Source organism: Pyxidicoccus sp. MSG2 (assembly GCF_026626705.1).
Taxonomy (GTDB): Bacteria; Myxococcota; Myxococcia; order Myxococcales; family Myxococcaceae; genus Myxococcus.
Window position 1 is genome coordinate 11940283 of sequence record NZ_JAPNKC010000001.1, and the last position, 18265, is coordinate 11958547.

Genomic DNA, 18265 nt, shown 5'->3' on the forward strand with positions numbered 1-18265 from the left:
CCGGCCTGGTCGAGTCGAGACGTGGGGTGCGCGTCATGCCAGCCGAACCGTCCAGCACTCTTCACGACAGCGAAGTTCCCGAACGCGAGGCTGAGAGGGACGGGGAACCGGGCAGGGGACCGGTGTGGGGACGCCTGTCTCCCCTGGCGCTGGGCGTGGTCGCAGGGAACCTGCTTGGTGGTGCGCTGTCGTTCGGATACCTCGCGCTCAGGGGCAAGGGAGCACGGGCCGGTGGTGAGCCGCGACGTAACGAGGGCAGGAGGGGACGAGCGCCCGCCGGTTCGCGGCGCGTCGACTCCGCCGCCGTCTCGCGACGGGGAAAGGGCGGCGCCAGGGCACACCGGTCCGCAACGGAGAGCGCCGCACAGTCACGACTCATCGGTAGCCGAGACGGTCGGAAGCGCTCGCTCATCCTCGTGGGTGGCGGCATGCGCGTCGCGTGGCAGGCCGGCGCGATTCGGGCCCTCACGGACGCAGGCGTCGTCTTCCAGCACGCGGATGGCACGTCGAGCGGCATCCTCAACCTGGCCATGCTGCTCGCCGGCCAGTCGCCCCAGGAAATCTGCCATCGGTGGCGGACGCTCGCCGTGAAGGACTTCCTCACCTTCGCCGCGCCCCGGAAGCCGGTGGACCTGCTCGACGTGGAGGCCCTGGGAGATGCCGGCGCGCTCGTGCAGCGCGTCCTGCCCCACCTGGGCGTGGACGCGGCCGCCGTCCGTGCCAGCAAGGTCCTCGACGGCACCTTCAACGTCTGCGACTTCGCCCGCAAGGTGAACGAGGTCATCCCGCACACGCGTGTGGACACGGACCTGCTGGTGGCCGGCGTCTCGCCGCCCATCCTCATGCCTCCGGTGAACCGGGACGGCACACTCTACACCGACTCGCTGTGGATCCAGGACGGCAACCTGATGGAGGCCGTGCGCCGGGGCGCGGACGTCATCTGGGTGCTGTGGTGCATCGGCAACACGCCGCGCTACGGCCGCGGGCTCCTCCAGCAGTACGCCCACCTCATGGAATTGAGCGCCAACGGCGCCCTCTTCGAGCAGCTCGAGCGCGTTCGCGAAATCAACGAGCGCATCCTCGCGGGCGAAGAGGTGATGGGCCACCGTCGCCCCATCGCCGTCCACCTCGTGAAGCCCGAGCGTCCGCTCCCGCTCGACACGGACCTCTACGATGGGCGCGTCACCGCCGCCTCCCTCATCGACATGGGCTATTCGGACACGTGGCGCTACCTCACCGTGCGCGGTGAGCAGGGCCTGCCGCTCACCCCCGAGATGACGCTGACCACCGAGCCCGCCGCCGACCTGACCTTCCGTGAGTCATTGACCGGCCCCTTCGCCCTCGGCCCCACGGACCCGATGGCCGGCGCCCTCCATCCCGACGCCCGGCCCCTCACCATCCACCTCACCATCGCCGTGGACGACATGGACGCGTTCGTCAGCGACGTGCGCCACACCGCGAGGCTGGTGGCCCGGCTCGATTACGCGCCCTTCGGCGAGGATGTCCCCGTGCGGCAGGGGAGCTTCAACATCTTCCAGTCCCGCGAGGACCCGCGCATCCGGCTGATGAACTACGGCCTGCGCTTCGCACACGAGGGACGCGAGTACTTCCTCGAAGGCACCCGCGCCATCCGCTACACCGGCGCTTCCCTGTGGAGGGACACCACCCGGCTCCACTGCCAGCTCCACGAGGGCCCGGATGCCCGGGGGCCCGTGGTGGGCGCCGGAATGCTGACGCTCGGCGCGGGCCAGATTCTCGAGCTCATCTCCAGCATGCACCCGGCCCGCCGGGGAAGCGCGGGGCTGTCCGCCATGGCCCGCTTCGGGCGCTTCTTCCTCGGGCCGTTGTGGGACCGCTACGCGCCGCTCGCGAGACCGGGCCTCGCTCGCGAGCTGGCCATGGAAACCCAGGGGATGGCAGCTCCGCCGCCCCTGGCGTGAGGAGGAGCCGGGCAGCCCGACGCAGGCCACCACGGCGGCGTCACGGCGTCAGGCTCCCCACTCGACCTCAGCGGAGGCGCACCATGTCCGAGACCCTGAACGCCGATGTGAAAGCCATTCCAGGCAGGGGCCCCGCGCCCCAGCCCGCCGCTCCGCCCGGGCGGAAGATGGTGTGCTGGTTCGACCCGGGCGTGCTCGCGAAGGCGGGCGTGAAGTCGCTCCTGTCGGCGACCATTGGCAAGCAGGCCGACCGCCGGCTGCTGGACGCGGTGGCCTCTCCGCAGCCGTACTTCTTCGACTTCACCGTGGACGACGCCGGCCGCCCGAGGGACGAGCTGTGGCTGGACTACGTGGCCGACCTGGGTGACGGCTGGGACAGCACGTATGCCGTGGCCCTCGCCGTCACGCGGCCGGAGCTGTCCCTCAAGGACCCCACCGGCACCACGCACGCAACACAGGGAGGCGACGTGCTCGTCTTCGGCGGCGACGAGGTGTACCCCACCGCGAGCGTGGACGAGTACCAGGCCCGCACGGTGCGCCCCTACGAGGCCGCGATGTTCCACGGCCGCCAGCCGCCGCACCTGTTCGCCGTGCCCGGCAATCATGACTGGTACGACGGGCTGGTGTCCTTCCTGCGCCTGTTCTGCCAGGGCCGGCAGTCCAAGGCCTGGCGCACGCATCAGCGGCGCAGCTACTTCGCGCTCAAGCTGCCTCGAGGGTGGTGGCTGCTGGGCACGGACATGCAACTGGAGTCGGACGTGGACGCCGCGCAGGTGGAGTTCTTCGAGAACGTGGCGAAGAAGATGGGCGATGGCGACCGCGTCATCCTCTGCAACGCGGAGCCCGAGTGGATCTACCAGCAGGTGAAGCCCCATGCCGGCCGCGAGTTCCTCGACAACAACATCGCCTTCCTCGAGGAGACAGTGCTCGGGAAGAAGGTGAGCGTCTTCCTCGCGGGAGACCTGCACCACTACCGGCGCCATGAGAACGAGGAGGGGCGACAGAAGATTGTCGCGGGCGGTGGCGGCGCCTTCCTGCACCCCACGCACCTGCCTCGCGTGGACTCACGGCCGGACGGCTACGTCCTCCAGGAGAGCTTCCCCACCCGCGAGGTGTCCCAGCGCCTGACGTGGCGCAACCTGGGTTTCCTCGGCCACAACCCGTGGTTCGGCGTGTTCACCGGCATCCTCTACGCGCTGCTCGGTTGGGGGCTCGCGGCGAGACTGAATGGCACCGGGACGTCCAACTCGTTCATCTCGGTGCTGTCAGGGGCCATCGACTACAGCGGCTCGATGCTGATGGCCGCGCTGCTGGTGGTGGGGATGGTGGGCTTCGCGGATGGGCGCCGGGGCCCCTGGTGGCGGAGACTGGCCGGAGGGCTCCATGGCGTCGCACATCTGTTGGCGGCCCTGCTGCTGACGTGGGCCGCGTCCGCGCTGTCGGGGGTGTTGGTGAACGGCGGTGACAGCCTGCGTCGAGACGTGTGCAGTGGGCTCCTGCTGTTCGCCGGGGGCTTCGCCGTCGGGCCCACACTGATGGGGGTGTACCTGCTCATCTCCCTCAATGTGTTCGGGTGTCACCCCAACGAGGCGTTCTCGTCGCTGGCCATTCCGGATTGGAAGAACTTCCTCCGGCTGAAGATAGACAGGGAGGGGCAACTGACCCTGTACCCGGTGGGCATCCGGCGCGTGCCCCGGGCGTGGAAGGCCGGCGACACGGTGCGCGAGCCGGAGTGGGTGGCGGACCCGAAGGACGGCGGGGCCACGGCGCCGGAGTTGATAGAGAAGCCCATCGTCGTGGGGCGGACGAAGGCCCCACCCACGAAGGTAGGGAAGGGGAGGACGCAACACTCGCGCGCGGGAGCGTTTGTGCCTGGGGACGCAACGTCCTAACCTGCCTGGTCCATGAAGGCCCTCCTCTTCTCCCTGTTCCTGCTGGGCTCGGCGCCGGAAGGAAGCGCGCCAGCCCTTCCTCCCGAAGCGCTCGCGGCGCCGCCCGTCGCGGACGACTCGCCCACCGCATGGGCGTGCAACATCGACACCCTGCGCGCGGGCAAGGAGTGCGTCTTCGAGGCCGACCTGTCCTCCAGCGCCCCCAGCGACAGTCAGGACACAGCCAATCGCAAGCTCCTCCAGGACGTCGCGAAGGCGATGTGCGCGGAGGCCGTGAGCACCATCCGCGAGGGCCGCCCGGACGCGACGCTCACCGCCCTGTGCGAGCGTCGCTACACCACCGCCGTGGACCAGTGCGGCCTGGACGGCACCGCGCCCGTCGTGGACGCGAAGGGCCGCTTCGCTCCGAGCGCCCGCGACTGCTACCGCGCCCTGTCCGCCGTGCTGCAGGACGTGCAGTTCATGGCCACGGTGGCCTCGCCGTGCTGCGAGTGCGCCGCGCGCGCGGGCTGCCCCGGCACCGGCGACCGCTGCTACTCGGACGTCTCCCAGCAGCTCGCCCCGCCGGCGACGCTCGCGTGTCTCAGCGACCGCTGCTCGGACGCGTGCTCCATGGTGCTGCCGCCTTCGTCGGGCTCACGCTCCGCGCCCACGGTCCGGGAGCACGGCCGCTCCACCCAGTCTGGCTCCGCCTCGCTCTAGGAGTTCCTTCCATGCTCCGCCATCCCTGGATGCTCCCCACCTGGGCCCTGCTGGGCTCTCTCTCCGCCGGTTGCGGTGCTTCGCATTCGCACGTCACGTGGACGGAGCCGCCGCCCCGACAGGAAGCCATCGTCGAGCGGCCTCCCGCCGCGCCCGCCGAGCCGCCCGCGCCCAGCGCCGTGGCGGACCCGAAGGCCTTCGCCGCGCGCTACCCGAACCCCGCCCTGTGCGAGGCCGCCGCGCGCCGGGTCCAGGCCGAGTCGCGCGACGAGGGCTGGGCCGCGCTCAAGGCGTGCATCGAGAACACCCCCTTCACGCAGCTCAATGCGCTGCTCGGCCGTGCCTGGGCGGAGGACCTGCGCGTGCGGCCCGAGGGCGCGGCGCTCATCGCCCGCGTGGTGGCCCAGCGCGGCGGCAGCGTGACGGGTGAATTGCAGACCCTCCAGGATCGGCGGATTCCCATCTTCTCGCTGTCGTCCGCCATGGACCGGCCGGACACGTACAAGGGCCGCTATGTGCTGCTGCGCGCCCGCGTCGCGGATCAGCGCTCGGAAGGCGAGCGCCCCACGGTGTGGCTGGTGGAGCAGACGCTCACCTCGGTCGAGACGAATGCGCCGGTGGGCTACAGCGAGCGCTCCGACATGCTGTCCTCGTACTCTGGCGACCTGGACGGGCAGACGCAGCTCTCGGGGCCGGGGCGCATCGGCGGCACGGTGACGTCGCGCCAGCGCGAGGAGCGCACCGTCACGCGGAAGCACTACGACAACATCTCCGACGAGACGGGGCGCGAGGCGCTCGGGCGGCTGCCGCACGCGGACCCCTTCCTGGAGAACCGCCGCGACTACGTCATCCTCGCCCGCTTCGACGGCATGCGCGTCACCTCCGGCGGCACCGATGGGGACGAAGAGGCGCCGCGCATCCCCGTGCTGACCATCGTCAGCTACTACCCGCCGCATCCGCTCGTCGTCTACTGAGTCAAGACGCGCTGGCGTGACCTGGGATTGAACCGGGGCGGGACGAAAAAAACGAGGCGCCGGGGAGCACGCCCCGACGCCTCGTCTGGGTCGGCCCCGCGCCGACCCAACTGCACTGTTGACGCTCGCTCGCGCTAGTCCGGCTGCGCGTCGGTGAGCGTGAAGGCCTGCGTGAGGTCCTTGCCGGACCCCAGCTCCACCGTCACCGGCGCATCCGGCGAGGTGTTGAAGGTGACGCCCGCGGGCCCCGCGATGCTCAGCGAGAAGGTGCCCGGGATGAGGAACTTGAAGCTCGCCTCGAAGGTGCCGTTGCCGTCGCTGTCGGCCAGCGCCAGCTCCTCGCGGCTGCCCGCGGCGTTGATCATCACCGCGCGGAAGTCGCCCAGGGTGACCTGGTGGCCGTCCACCACCGGCAGCGACACGCCGGCGCCCTTCGCCAGCGTCACGTTGATGCTGCCGGACGCCGTGACTTCGGCGGACTTGATGACCGGGCTCATCACCCAGCGGCCGGAGCCACCCGCCTCCTTGCCGAAGCTCTGCGCGACGTCGAAGTCCACCAGGAGGATCTTCTGCTCACCCTCGATGCTCAGCTTCTCGGTGAACTTCACCTTGAGGCCGGAGCTGCCGTAGCTCGGCATGTGGAGGGCGCCGGAGACCTCGGCCCCCTCGGGCAGCTCGGCGTAGTCGTTGGAGGAGGCGAAGATGGACGTGGAGCCGTCCGCGTTCTTCACCTCGATGTAGCCGCCGGTGATGACGAAGCGGATCTCGGAGTAGTCACCGTTGGGGACCACCGCGTCGGACACCAGCTCCGACGTCTTGTTGGCCAGGTCCAGCAGGCTCACCGTGACGGGCTCGTCGAGCAGCACCACGCGGCCGCCCTTGTCGCCGTTGGACTTCCCGATGACGTCGTCGTCGTTGCTGTCGTCGTCGCCGCCACCGCCCTGCAGGTAGATCTCGGAGATGGTGACGACCGCGGTCTTGAGGTTGTCGCCCGGAGCGTCGGTCATCAGCACAGTGACCTTGCCCTCACCGCCGCCACAGCCCACCAGGGGCAGCAGCGTGACGGCCAGGAGGGTAGCGAAGCTCGAGCGAAGGTGTGAAATCCGAGGCATGGGTCGATGGGCTCCAGCGGGGCTCTGGGATTGCGAGCCCTTTCGGGTGAAATTGACCCGCCGGAGCGACAAACGGCCACGGCCCTTCACTCATGGATTCTGGAAGTGGAGGGTTCAGGATGACTGTAGAAATACAGGCGTCACTCAAGAGCCAGGCGTCCAACCCGCGAAGGGGAGCACGGGCGAGGTGAAGAGCACGTCCTGGGGGAACACGGCCGCGGGCTCCACGCTGGCCTCCACTGCCGCCCTCGAGTCCAGCCACCGGCACGCCTGGGGGAAGCGCGTCAGCTCCTGGAAGCACTCCGGGTTGAGCGCCACGCGCAGCACATAGTCCTTCGCCTCGGCGAGCTGCTCCGCCGTCGGGTGCGCGTCCACCACGGGGACGCCGCGCTCGCGCAACTCCGCCTTGAGTGAGCCCAGCTCGGACGGGACGAAGGGGGCCGCGCCGGGCGGCAGCAGCACCAGGTGCGGGCGCGTCAGCGCTCCGATGCGAGGCGCTCCTGCGCGGCCGTCCGAGCCCAGCACCGGGGGGAGCCCCAGCGGCACCGCGCGCCCGGTCGTATCCACGGTGGCGAAGAGGTAGAGGGGCGCCTCGTCCACCACGCCGTTGCGCTCCGCCTTCGTGTTCCAGGTGAAGGCCCGCGTGCCGAAGTCGAGGTACGTCACGCGCCGTCCCCGCAACCAGACCTCGCCCCTGCCGGGGGCGCCCACGCTGTCACCGGAGAGCGGGCGCAGCGGCGTCACTCCGCCTTCCGCCATGGCTGGCATCACGTCGGCCGGCGCAAGCGGTGCGAGCAGCCCGCCTCCCCGGTACATGGGCAGTCCCGAGGAGTAGAGGTCCACGGCGCTGCGGTAGCGGTCCGGTGGCGTGCCCTGGGGGACGACGACGTACGTCACCTCCCAGAAGGGGCTGTAGAAGACGCTGTCCTCGCCGATGTCCACCAGCGGCAGCGCGCCCGCCAGCCGGTGCACGTCCGCCGGCCGCGCCGGGTCGTAATCGGTGACGAGCACGTACCAGGGCTGCACCCAGACCTCTGGCATGTGCTCCCAGACCTCGAGCACGGCGAGGGCCACGGGCCGCCCCTCGCGGAAGGCGGGGAGGACGTTGAAGCCGTCCTGGCCCTGGTCCTGGAGCCGCTCCAGGCGGTGGTAGGGCGGCGACCACTGCGGCAGCGGCCGCCCGCGAGGCGTGACGGGCTCACCGACGGCGAGGGCGGCGAGTCCCTCCGGGAGCGGGCGATGGGCGGCCGCATCGTCTCGAAGGTGCCGCAGCGTCCAGATGCGAGGGACGGGGCCCGCCGGAGCGTCATCCCTGGCGCGGTCGCCGCAGGCGGTGGACAGGAGCGCGGTGAGCAGTGGCAGCGCCGCGAGGATGGGTCGAGAAGAGGGAGGGTGCATGGCAGCCCCCGAACGCTGTGCACGGGGGCCGCGCCCTCAAGGCGTACAGCCCTGGCGGGCGAGCCAACCTCCGTCCGTCGCGTGTCGGGCCTCCCCGCGGTCTCACGGGAGTGCGGACCGGAGGACCGCGAACGACGGCGCCTGCCAGGGCGTGAGACCCGAGGGATGTGGCCGTGCTGGCTGCACGATGGAAGTGCCCGGGCGTGTGAACACGTGGACTGACGCGGGTGGCTGCTCGTCACTGCGTGACTACCTCTGGGGCGCCCGGACAGCTTGGTTGTCCTTGCGTGCACCTTCCGGTGTTCCCCATCCCCGAGGGAGAAGATTCCATGTCACCCCCGAATCCCATCAGCATCAGGCATCCGTATGTCGTCGCACCGAACTCCTGGCCCAGACTGCTCACCGTCTGTGTCCTCGCCCTCATGGCCTGCGGTCCGTCCGAGGACGTGCCGGAAGTCGAGGCCACACAGACGCTCCGCCAGGCGGTGGACCGCACGTCCATCGACCCGGCACGTCAGTTGTTCGTCACCGACGCGAGCGTGGTGGATGACGCGCGCTTCACGAAGTGGGACCCCCGGAAGGTGAACAGCGCGCCCGACGGCGGATGGAGCTTCGGACGACTCATCGACAACATGCTGCCGGACGCGTTGTATGGGCTGAGGGGTCGCGACAAGGACTGGGCGCGGTCGATGTTCGTGCTGCACTGGCTGCGCACGTGGGAGCATGAGCAGCTCATCAATGGCCAGCGCGTCCCGGCACGCCCGGCCATCCGCTCGCTCGTCATCGACCCGTGGCGCGCGGCCAGCGGCTGCATCGGCGCGGACTTCCAATGCGTGCTCGACTTCGGCAAGGCGCCCTTCCGGCTGCTGGCCATCGTCTACCGCCCGGACCTGCGGCGCCTGCCCTCCGTGGGAGAACCGGGCCGCGCGGGCGAGGGACGCTTCGTGTTCGGCGTGCTCGGCCCCAACGGCGAGCGCAAGCCCTTCACCGTCATCTTCGAGTACGCGCTGCCCATCATCGGCAAGCCGGACATCCTCATCTGGGCGAAGCGCTTCCATGCGCTCGGGCAGGAGCCTTTCGGCCCGAAGTACAATGAGAAGCTGTTCGAGGCGACGCGCAGGTTCACCCGGCGGGATGCCGCGCGCAGGCGGCAGAACGGCAGCGCACTGCTCCAGGTGCGCACCAACGAGGTGCCCCTGTCGCCGGCCTCCCCGCAGGAGTGGGAGATGCGGGAGTTCGTCCTGGGCCCCTCGGGCCTCCTGACGCCGGACACGGTGAAGCAGGAGGTGGACGCGGCCCTCAACGGCACGCAGACGCTGGGGGACTGGGCCGCCCGGAACGCGAGCGCCATCCTCGCGGGCACGCACGACGTGCCCGCCAGGTGGCGGGGCGCACCCTTCCGCGCCGGTGCGGCGCCGGTACCCCAGAACAGCCTCTGGCAGGTGCCCGGGGTGACGGAGGAGGTGCGCCACGCCTTCGCACAGGCCACGTGCAGCGGGTGTCACAAGGCAGAGACGGGAACGAACTTCCTCCACGTGCGCACGCGTGAAGTGGGCGCGGCCTCATCGGTGTCCGCCTTCCTCGCCCAGGAGCTGGCCCTGGACGGGCCCCGCGTGACGGACTTCGCCGAGCTCCTCAACACGCAAGACCTGGCCCGGGTGAAGGAGGGCAGGCGCCAGGAGCACAGTCAGGAGTAGGCGCGCGACTGGACCTAGGCCGACGTGTCCAGCCCGTGCTTGCGCAGCAGCTTGCGCAGGTAGACGCGGTCGATGCCGGCCTCGCGCGACGCGCGGGACACGTTGCCCTCGCAGCGCTCCAGGAGGGTGCGCAGGTAGTCCCGCTCGAAGCCCTCGATGAGCCGCTCCTTGGCCTCCTTGAAGGGGAGGTCCAGGGCCATGGGCACCGTGTTCTCCGGGTCATCGTCCACCGCCACCGCGCGCGGGGGCACGTCGGGGATGTCCGGCAGCGCCTCCTCGCCGAGGTTGACGACGCGGTCCACCACGTTGCGCAGCTCGCGCACGTTGCCCGGCCACGGGTACTGCGCGAGCAGCGCGCGCGTCTGGTCCGACAGCGCGCTGGGCGGGCGGCCCATGCGCGTCAGCACCGTGTCGATGAGCAGCGGGATGTCCTCCGGGTGCTCACGCAACGGGGGCAGCACGACGCGCAGCACCGCGAGCCGGTGGAACAGGTCTCCTCGGAACGCGCCGTTCTTCACCGCGCCCTCGAGGTCCTGGTGCGTGGCCGCCACCACCCGCACGTTGACGGTGCGGTAGTCATTGGCGCCCACGCGCTTCACCTGCCGGCGCTCCAGCGCGCGCAGCAGGCGCGGCTGCACTTCCAGCGGCAGCTCGCCCACCTCGTCGAGGAAGAGGGTGCCGCCGTGCGCGCGCTCGAAGGCGCCCGCGCGGTCCGTGTTGGCGCCGGTGAAGGCGCCCTTCACGTGGCCGAACAGCTCGCTCTCCAGCAGCTGCGGGGCGATGCCCGCCAGGTCGGCGATGACGAAGGGCCCCTTGCTCCGGGGGCTGTGCGCGTGGATGGCCTCCGCGCACAGCTCCTTGCCCGTGCCCGTCTCGCCCTGGATGAGCACGTCGGACTCACCGGCGGCCAGTCGCTCCAGCAGCGTGAAGATTTCGCGCATGCGCCGGCTGTTGCCCACCAGCCCGCCGAAGCTGCCGCGCGTGGACAGGGGCATGGCGCGTGCCTTCTCGCCCTCCGGCACCAGCTTCAGCTCGGTGGTGCCCAGGGTGAGGACCGCGCCGGGGCGGACCTCCAGCTCGGAGAAGCGCATGCCCTCGCAGAAGGAGCCATTGCGCGAGCCCGGGTCCACCGCGCGTACGCCGTCATCCCTCACTTCGAGGATGAGGTGCTGGCGCGAGACGGCCCGGTCCGGGAGCACGATGTCCGCCGTCGCCTCGGCGCCGATGCGGTAGCGCCCCGGCAACAGCGGATAGGCCTTGCCGGCATCCGGCCCCGTCAGCACCGCCAGACGCATGCGGACGCGAGGAATGCGGATGGCCGGAAGGGCATCGGTTCGAACCAGCTCGTCCCCGTCCTCGTCTCCCAGACTTGCCACGGCGCGCAACATAGCACGGGGTTGGCCCGGTGCAGCGTCTGGGATTCCCCGGATTTGGGGTAAGGTCGCCTCCCGCAATGGCCTTGCAACCCGGCGACAGGTTCGGCCGATACGAGCTGGTGTCGTGGCTCGGTCGTGGGGGAATGGCGGAGACGTGGCGCGCCCGGCTGGTGGGCGACGCTGGCGTCACCAGGCCCGTCCTCATCAAGAAGGTGTTGCCGGAGTTCTCGGACGACGAGGCCTTCATCTCCATGTTCATCAGCGAGGCGCGCATCTCCGCCACGCTGTCGCACGGCAACGTGGCCCAGGTCTTCGACTTCGGTCAGGTGGACGGGGACTACTTCCTGGCCATGGAGTTCGTGGACGGGCAGCCGCTGCACCGCGTCCTCAAACGCGCGGCCAGGAGCGGCCTGCCGGCGCTGCCTGTGCCCCTGGCGACATTCATTGCCCTGGAGATATGCCGGGGGCTGCACTACGCGCACACGCGCGCGGACGAGAAGGGCGCCCCGCTGGGCATCGTCCACCGGGACATCTCTCCCGACAACGTGCTCGTCGGCTACGAAGGCCAGGTCAAGATTGTCGACTTCGGCATCGCCAAGGCGCGCTCACTGCGCACCTTCGATACCGAGCCGGGAGTGGTGAAGGGCAAGTACCTCTACTTCTCGCCGGAGCAGGCGCGGGGCAAGCAGGTGGATGCGCGCACGGATGTCTGGGCCACCGGCCTGGTGCTGTACGAGTTGCTGTGCGGCCAGCGCCCCGTCACCGGGCCCCCGCAGACGGTGATGATGCGGATGGCGAGCGGCGACTTCCCCTCTCCGAAGGAGCTGCGCAAGGACTTGCCCTCGGAGCTCGACGAAATCGTCATGCGCGCGTTGTCGGTGAAGCTCGCCGGGCGCTTCGAGTCCAGCCACGCCTTCGGCGATGCCCTGGCCGGGTTCCTCTACAACTTCGCGCCCCGGTTCTCGTCCATGAACCTGGCGCACCTGGTCCGCGCGCTGTTCCGGGAGGAGCTGGCGAAGGAGGGACGGGAGCTGGCGGTGCCTCCCGCGTTCATGGAGGAACTGGCCGCCTGGCGGAATACCGCACCGACAGCCGCGACTGCCCGGGAGAGCCCCGCGCCCGGCCTCTCGCCGAGCCTCTCGCGTGGCATTCTCATCGCCGGAGGCGCCGTCGTCCTGACACTGGGGGCGGTCGCCGTTCTGCCGCACGCCTGGGACGGTGATTCTCCCGTCGAGCATGAGCCGTCGTCTCTTCAGCCACAGTGGCCAACGAACTCAGACGGGACTCCCGCGCCCGGAGCTCCGCACGAATTGGCGAAAGGTGCCCCGATAGAACTCCGCTTGAACGCCCAGCGGGATGTGATCCTGGTGCCGCGAAGTCTCGTCGCCTTCTCGGGGTTGGCACCTACCCTGAACTATGGAGTCTCGGAGATTTCTGACGCTTCCAGTCCAGAGCCGAAGTGGCTCCATGCGCCTTCTGCGTCCAACGTGGCTCCCATCTTCTACGTGCTTTCGGGAGCGTCGGTGTCTGGCGATGCCGAGCTGGGAGAGGTTACCCGCGATGTCCTCGGCTTCCAGGGCGCCTCGGCCATTTCCTTCTTCACGCTGGGCTCAGCCTCCCAGGGCCAGGCTTCCGTGCGGGACATCCAGCTCGTGAGCTCGCTGGTTGGCTCGGAGAAGGAGTTCGTCTTCCGTCCGGAAGCGATGACGGCGTCCGTGGCGAAGGCCGCCCTGCTCGAGGGGCTGAGCGAGTCGGCCATGTATTCCTTGACGCTGACACCCGTGGGGGAGGGGGCCTTCGTCCATGGGTTGAAACGGAGCCCCGTGCGCCGGGTCGCCTGTGTCCAGTGGGCTCCTCCCGGACTGACAGCAGGGCAAGCCGAGGGCTGGTCCGTGGCGTTCCTCCTGGAACAGGGCACAGAGGTGTTCATCGAGGGGATTGATGCGCTGAGGTGCGGATTCGTCGACGATGACCCCTCGGACAATCAGGGCCACATGCTGGTCCGCGCCACTCCAATCGACGACGTCCAGAATGGAGCTCGGCAGACCCCCTTGCGCGGCCAGATTGCGGAAGCCAGCCTCATGGTCGCGCGCGCCAGGGAGCAGTTGAATGAGGCGGCGCTCACGAGGAACTATTGGGAAGCACTCCAAACCGCCGAACGCTGCCTGCGTCTGGTTCCCGACCATGCCGACTGCCTGATGTTTTCCGGCACCAGCCTGGCCCGAATGGGGCGTGGTGACGAGGCGGCCGTCCGGTACCGGCGCTTCGTCGAGAGACATCCGAACCATCCGAAGGCCGAGCAGGTACGCCACATTCTTCAGGCCTACGACCAGTCACAGCTCCCCTGATCCGTCCGGGGCAGGTCTTTGCCCGCGGGTAGAGAACAGGAAGTAATCCCATTCGCCGCAGGTGGGGGGCTTAGCAACCCCCCCGTCAGAGCGGTACCGTACGCCCGCCATGGCAAGTGAGCAGGGGAAACATTTCGGCCGGTATGAGCTTCAGGCTCGCATCGGTCGAGGGGGAATGGCGGAGACGTGGCGCGCCCGGCTGATGGGCGCCGCCGGCGTCACCAAGTCCGTGCTCATCAAGAAGGTGTTGCCGGAGTTCTCCGGGGACGAGGCCTTCATCTCCATGTTCATCAGCGAGGCGCGCATCTCCGCCACGCTGTCGCACGGCAACGTGGCCCAGGTCTTCGACTTCGGCCAGGTGGACGGGGACTACTTCCTGGCCATGGAGTTCGTGGACGGCCAGCCGCTCCACCGCATCCTGAAGCGGGCGCTGCGCTCCGAGTTCACCTGCCTGCCCGTTCCGGTCGCCACCTTCATCGCCCTGGAGATGTGCCGGGGGCTGCACTACGCGCACACGCGCACGGATGAGAAGGGCGCTCCGCTGGGCATCGTCCACCGGGACATCTCTCCCGACAACGTGCTCATCAGCTACGAGGGCCAGGTCAAGATCGTCGACTTCGGCATCGCCAAGGCGCGCTCGCTGCGCAGCTTCGACACGGCGCCGGGCGTGGTGAAGGGGAAGTACCTGTTCTTCTCGCCGGAGCAGGCGCGGGGCGAAGAGGTGGATGCACGCACCGACGTCTGGGCGACCGGCGTGGTGCTCTACCTGCTGGTCTGCGGGCGGCTGCCGCTGGAGGGGCCCGAGTACGCGGTGATGCACGACCTGGTCAGCCGGCAGGCGCTGCCGCGGGCGCGCGACGTCCGGCCGGACGTGCCTTCCGCACTGGACGCCATCCTCCACAAGGCGCTCGCGATGAAGAAGGAGGACCGCTTCGAGTCCGCCCACGCCCTGGGCGACGCGCTGGCCGGCTTCCTCTACACGTCCTCGCCCCGCTTCTCCGCCATGTCCGTCGCGTACCTGCTGCGCGAGCTGTTCCGCCCGGACATGAGCCAGGAGGGCCGGGACACGAAGGTGCCACCCGCGTTCGTGGAGGAGCTGTCCGTCTGGCGCAAGGCGCCGCCCGTGCCCCGGCCCACGGAGCCGGCAACGGCGCTGCTGACCGAGGAGATCCGGACCCTCGAGACCGACGCGAGCGCGCCGCGGGACGCCTCGGAGCCGGAGCAGGCGGACGACGACAACACGCCCGAGGGCGGCATCCTCCAGGACGGCATCGGCCTGTCGACGGCGGTGGGCGGCGTGGCCGTGCTCGCCGTCCTGGCCTTGCTGTGGGTGACCTTCATCCGGCTCAAGGCCGACTGGGCGGAGCAGGAGGAGGCGCCGCCTCCCGGGCCGCCGCCCTCGTTCCGGCCCGTTTCTCCGCCCTCGCGGATGGCCGGGGTCCCGGCGCCGAAGACCTCCAACAAGGCGGAGCCAGACGTGCCGGCCTCCGCGGCCTGGCCGGTGGAGTCCTTCCAGCTGGAGGCCCGGCGACACCTGTTCCAGGTCTCCAGCGGGCGCGCCGCCCTGGGGACGCTGGACTCCGGGGCGGACTGGCGCATCGTGGAGACCACCGTCGTCCCGACCGCGGACCGTGGCAAGGCGCAGCCCGCGCTCTTCTTCCTCCTCACGGGGCCGGGCGTGGACGCCGCCGCGGCGGTGGGCCCCGTGTCCCGCAAGCCCGAGGTCCTCCGTGGCGCGTCCGGGCTGATGCTCTTCACCCTGGGCCCTCCAAACCCGGCGAACCTGCTCGGGCGCACCGTGTCCCTCACCAACCTGCGGACCGACGAGGTCCAGAAGCTCGTCCTCCATCCGGAGTGGATGACGGCCGCGGTGGACCGCGCCTTCACCCTGTCGGGCCTGCTTCCGGAAGAGAGCTACCGGCTGACGCTGGAGCCGGTGGGTGAGGGCGCCTTCAGCCGGGGACGCGAGCGCGGCCCGGTGCTCACGGTGGCCTGCATGCAGCGGGAGCGGCCCGAGGACCAGCCTCCTGAGCGCGCCTCGCGCTTCCTCCTGTCCCAGGGCGAGGAGGTGCGCATCAGCGGGATGCGCGGCCTGTCCTGCGGCTTCGTCGACGACGACCCCTCCGACAACACGGGCGCGATGCGCGTCCTCATCGAGAAGACCCGGCCGCTGTCCGAGCGGGGGCCCGCGGTGGTCCGGCAGGCGGTGACCCGGAGCTCCGGCACGCAGCGGCTGGAGAAGCGGGCGGCGCCGGAGGCATTCCCGGAGCCGGCCACCCGCGGCACGGCCCCGGTGAGTGGCGCAGGGGAGGCCCTGGAGTCGGCGCGCGCCCTCCTCAAGGCGGGGAAGCTCGAAGCCGCGCGGACGCGGGCCCGCCAGTGCGTGGCCCAGGCCCCCCAGGATGCCGAGTGCTACCTGATGCTGGGCACCGTCGAGGCCCGGCGCGGCAACCAGGAGCAGGGCGCGAAGCACTACCAGCGCTTCCTGGAGCTCGCGCCGGGGGACCACCCCCAGGCCAGCAAGGTCCTCCGCATCCTCCAGGAGTACGAGGCCCGGTAGGCCCCCCTTCCAGGCCACGACGCACTGAGTCAGACCCTTCGCCCCCCGGGGCTTGGAAAAGCGAGCGGGGCTCCCGTAGAAAGGTGCTCGCATGACGCCCTTCCGCTTCCCCCGCGCCCTGGCGATTCCGGCGCTGCTCGTCGCCGCCGCGTGCGGTGACTCCGAAGATTCCATCCCCGTCCGGACCTGCGAGGTGACGCTGACCTATGCCCCGCAGCAGTCCGTGCAGGGCACCGTGTCCGTCATTGGCGAGTGGGATGGCTTCTCGTCCACCGGCCCGCTGAAACTGCAGGACCGCGGTGACGGCGTCTTCACGGCGCGCCTGGAGGGGCTGGAGCCGCGCGACTACGGCTACCGCTTCCAGCTGGGGGAGAAGCAGTTGATGGACCCCCAGAACCCGTACACCCGCTGGGTGCGCGCGGAGGAGTACTCGAAGCTCACCGTGCCGGACTGCCGGCAGCCGGCGCTGGAGCTGCGGCGCTTCGTGGTGAAGGAGGACGGCAAGCTGGAGGTGGAGGTCGCCTACCTGGACGGGACGGACGAGGCCGGCCCCGCGAAGGAGGGGGTTTCCATCTCCCTGGACGGCGTGGAGAAGCCCGACGCGTTCGACCGGAGCACCGGCATCTTCCGCCTCGACGACGTCGCCCCCGTGGGCAAGCACCACGTGAAGGTGACGGCGAAGGACGCCCAGGGTCGCGAGGCCACGCCGCTCTATCTGCCCTTCTGGACGGAGGCGAAGAAGTTCCGCTGGGAGTCGGGGCTGATGTACTTCGCCTTCACGGACCGCTTCAACAACGCCCGGGCGGACAACGACGGGCCGGTGGCGGACGTGGACCCCATCGCCAACTACCAGGGCGGTGACTTCGCCGGCATCACCGAGAAGCTCGAGGCGGGCTACTTCAGCGAGCTCGGCGTGAAGACGCTGTGGATCTCCCCCGTGGACCAGAACCCGGAGGGGCGGTTCGTCGGCACCGGCGGCAAGTACTACGCGGGCTACCACGGGTACTGGCCGTCCAAGCCGCGCACCACCCAGCACCGCTTCGGCTCGCTGGAGGAATTGCGCGCGCTCACCGCCGCGGCCCACGCGAAGGGCATCCGCGTCATCGCGGACCTGGTGCTCAACCACGTGCACCAGGAGCACCCGTACTGGATCCAGCACCACGGCGACGGCTGGTTCAACACGTCCGCCAGCTGCGTGTGCGGCACCCAGGACTGCGACTGGGAGGAGAAGCGCCTCACCTGCAAGTTCACCAACTACCTGCCGGACTTCAACTGGCGCTCGTCGGACATGGTGGACCAGTTCGTCGACGACACGCTCTGGTGGCTGGAGGCGGCGGACTTCGACGGCTTCCGCATGGACGCCGTGAAGCACATGGACCAGGTGGCGGGGCGCACGCTGCGCGGGCGGCTGAAGGAAATCACCGCCATGACGGGCACCGAGTTCTACCTCGTGGGGGAGACCTTCGTCGGTGAGGACGGCCGCTCGCAGATTGCCCGCTACATCAGCCCTCGCGAGCTGGACGGCCAGTTCGACTTCCCCCTGTACTGGCCCATCCGCCGCGCCTTCGCGGACGGCGAGCCGCTGAGCGTCGTGGACACGGCCGTGCGCGCCAACGAGGTCTTCTACGCGCCGGGCACGATCAACTCGCCCTTCCTGGGCAACCATGACGTGGCGCGCTTCATGTCCCAGGCGGCGAAGCAGCTCGACGGCGCGGGGGGAGACCCGTTCAGCAACTCCCGCCCGCCGGCCACGATTACGGACCCGGCCGCCTTCGAGAAGGCGAAGTACGCCTTCACCTTCCTGCTCACCCAGCCGGGCGTGCCGCTCGTGTACTACGGCGACGAGATGGGAATGCCGGGCGCGGGCGACCCGGACAACCGGCGGATGATGCGCTTCGGCACCGTGCTGGAGCCCATGGAGCAGGAGCTGCTGGCGCTGGTCCAGAAGCTGGGCCAGGCGCGGGCCGCGAATGAGGCGCTGCAGACGGGTGCCCGTCACACGCTGCGCGTGGAGAGCGACCTCTACATCTTCCAGCGGAGCCTTCCGGACGGGCGGGGCGCCATCGTGGTCATCAACCGCGGCACCGTGCTGCGGCCGCCGCTGGAGATTGACCTGGTGGCCGGCCTGGCGGCGGGGAAGGGGACGTATGCGGACATCTTCAGCGGCCGCGAGCTGACGCTCGAGGGGACCGCGACAGTCGTGGAGCTGCCGCCTCGCAGCGTCTCCGTGTACGTGCCGAAGGTGGTTCCCCAGCCGTAGGGCCGG

11 protein-coding genes are annotated in these 18265 nt (G+C 70.1%); 8 read left to right on the forward strand and 3 right to left on the reverse strand.

The features are described 5' to 3' along the window. Window positions 1-35 precede the first annotated feature (35 nt). From OV427_RS45595 to OV427_RS45610, 4 genes are all read left to right on the forward strand, one after another. Window positions 36-1940 carry a patatin-like phospholipase family protein gene (locus OV427_RS45595; RefSeq protein ID WP_267862518.1) on the forward strand — a complete coding sequence of 635 codons (1905 nt, stop codon included), beginning with the start codon at window positions 36-38 and terminating at the stop codon, window positions 1938-1940. 83 nt (window positions 1941-2023) lie between these two features. Then, window positions 2024-3832, forward strand: a complete 1809-nt coding sequence (locus OV427_RS45600) for a metallophosphoesterase family protein (protein WP_267862519.1) — start codon at window positions 2024-2026, stop codon at window positions 3830-3832. Window positions 3833-3844: 12 nt separating this feature from the next. After that, window positions 3845-4534 (forward strand): hypothetical protein, encoded by a 690-nt coding sequence (locus OV427_RS45605; protein ID WP_267862520.1) that lies wholly within the window; start codon window positions 3845-3847, stop codon window positions 4532-4534. A gap of 11 nt (window positions 4535-4545) precedes the next feature. Continuing rightward, complete coding sequence (locus OV427_RS45610; RefSeq protein WP_267862521.1) at window positions 4546-5508, forward strand: hypothetical protein; 963 nt, start codon at window positions 4546-4548, stop codon at window positions 5506-5508. A 134-nt stretch (window positions 5509-5642) separates the two neighbouring features. Here OV427_RS45610 and OV427_RS45615 read toward each other — a convergent pair whose 3' ends face one another. Both OV427_RS45615 and OV427_RS45620 read right to left on the reverse strand, forming a co-directional pair. Further along, on the reverse strand, window positions 5643-6620 hold the full coding sequence (locus OV427_RS45615) for a DUF4382 domain-containing protein (protein WP_267862522.1): 978 nt from the start codon (window positions 6618-6620) through the stop codon (window positions 5643-5645). A gap of 144 nt (window positions 6621-6764) precedes the next feature. Beyond that, window positions 6765-8018, reverse strand: a complete 1254-nt coding sequence (locus OV427_RS45620; protein ID WP_267862523.1) for a hypothetical protein — start codon at window positions 8016-8018, stop codon at window positions 6765-6767. 329 nt (window positions 8019-8347) lie between these two features. On the opposite strand from OV427_RS45620, the gene OV427_RS45625 reads away from it, so the two are divergent. After that, window positions 8348-9715 (forward strand): hypothetical protein, encoded by a 1368-nt coding sequence (locus OV427_RS45625; RefSeq protein WP_267862524.1) that lies wholly within the window; start codon window positions 8348-8350, stop codon window positions 9713-9715. Between the two features lie 14 nt (window positions 9716-9729). Here the strand turns inward: OV427_RS45625 and OV427_RS45630 are convergent, their stop codons facing one another. Continuing rightward, the gene (locus OV427_RS45630; protein WP_267862525.1) at window positions 9730-11103 is read right to left on the reverse strand and encodes a sigma 54-interacting transcriptional regulator; all 1374 of its coding nucleotides are present in this window, start codon (window positions 11101-11103) and stop codon (window positions 9730-9732) included. A 65-nt stretch (window positions 11104-11168) separates the two neighbouring features. On the opposite strand from OV427_RS45630, the gene OV427_RS45635 reads away from it, so the two are divergent. The 3 genes from OV427_RS45635 (at window position 11169) to OV427_RS45645 (ending at window position 18259) form a co-directional block, all read left to right on the forward strand. Next, window positions 11169-13439, forward strand: coding sequence for a serine/threonine-protein kinase (locus OV427_RS45635; RefSeq protein ID WP_267862526.1), 2271 nt, complete (start codon window positions 11169-11171; stop codon window positions 13437-13439). A 109-nt stretch (window positions 13440-13548) separates the two neighbouring features. Then, window positions 13549-15999 (forward strand): serine/threonine-protein kinase, encoded by a 2451-nt coding sequence (locus OV427_RS50670; protein ID WP_324290036.1) that lies wholly within the window; start codon window positions 13549-13551, stop codon window positions 15997-15999. Between the two features lie 91 nt (window positions 16000-16090). Beyond that, window positions 16091-18259 carry an alpha-amylase family glycosyl hydrolase gene (locus OV427_RS45645; protein ID WP_267862527.1) on the forward strand — a complete coding sequence of 723 codons (2169 nt, stop codon included), beginning with the start codon at window positions 16091-16093 and terminating at the stop codon, window positions 18257-18259. Window positions 18260-18265: the final 6 nt, after the last annotated feature.

Bases quoted from the DNA above. Each gene is read 5' to 3' on its own strand.
- OV427_RS45635 (WP_267862526.1), top strand. From the start codon at position 11,169: ATGGCCTTGCAACCCGGCGACAGGTTCGGCCGATACGAGCTGGTGTCG.
- OV427_RS50670 (WP_324290036.1), top strand. From the start codon at position 13,549: ATGGCAAGTGAGCAGGGGAAACATTTCGGCCGGTATGAGCTTCAGGCT.
- OV427_RS45600 (WP_267862519.1), top strand. From the start codon at position 2,024: ATGTCCGAGACCCTGAACGCCGATGTGAAAGCCATTCCAGGCAGGGGC.
- OV427_RS45595 (WP_267862518.1), top strand. From the start codon at position 36: ATGCCAGCCGAACCGTCCAGCACTCTTCACGACAGCGAAGTTCCCGAA.
- OV427_RS45620 (WP_267862523.1), bottom strand. From the start codon at position 8,018: ATGCACCCTCCCTCTTCTCGACCCATCCTCGCGGCGCTGCCACTGCTC.
- OV427_RS45615 (WP_267862522.1), bottom strand. From the start codon at position 6,620: ATGCCTCGGATTTCACACCTTCGCTCGAGCTTCGCTACCCTCCTGGCC.
- OV427_RS45605 (WP_267862520.1), top strand. From the start codon at position 3,845: ATGAAGGCCCTCCTCTTCTCCCTGTTCCTGCTGGGCTCGGCGCCGGAA.
- OV427_RS45625 (WP_267862524.1), top strand. From the start codon at position 8,348: ATGTCACCCCCGAATCCCATCAGCATCAGGCATCCGTATGTCGTCGCA.
- OV427_RS45630 (WP_267862525.1), bottom strand. From the start codon at position 11,103: ATGTTGCGCGCCGTGGCAAGTCTGGGAGACGAGGACGGGGACGAGCTG.
- OV427_RS45645 (WP_267862527.1), top strand. From the start codon at position 16,091: ATGACGCCCTTCCGCTTCCCCCGCGCCCTGGCGATTCCGGCGCTGCTC.
- OV427_RS45610 (WP_267862521.1), top strand. From the start codon at position 4,546: ATGCTCCGCCATCCCTGGATGCTCCCCACCTGGGCCCTGCTGGGCTCT.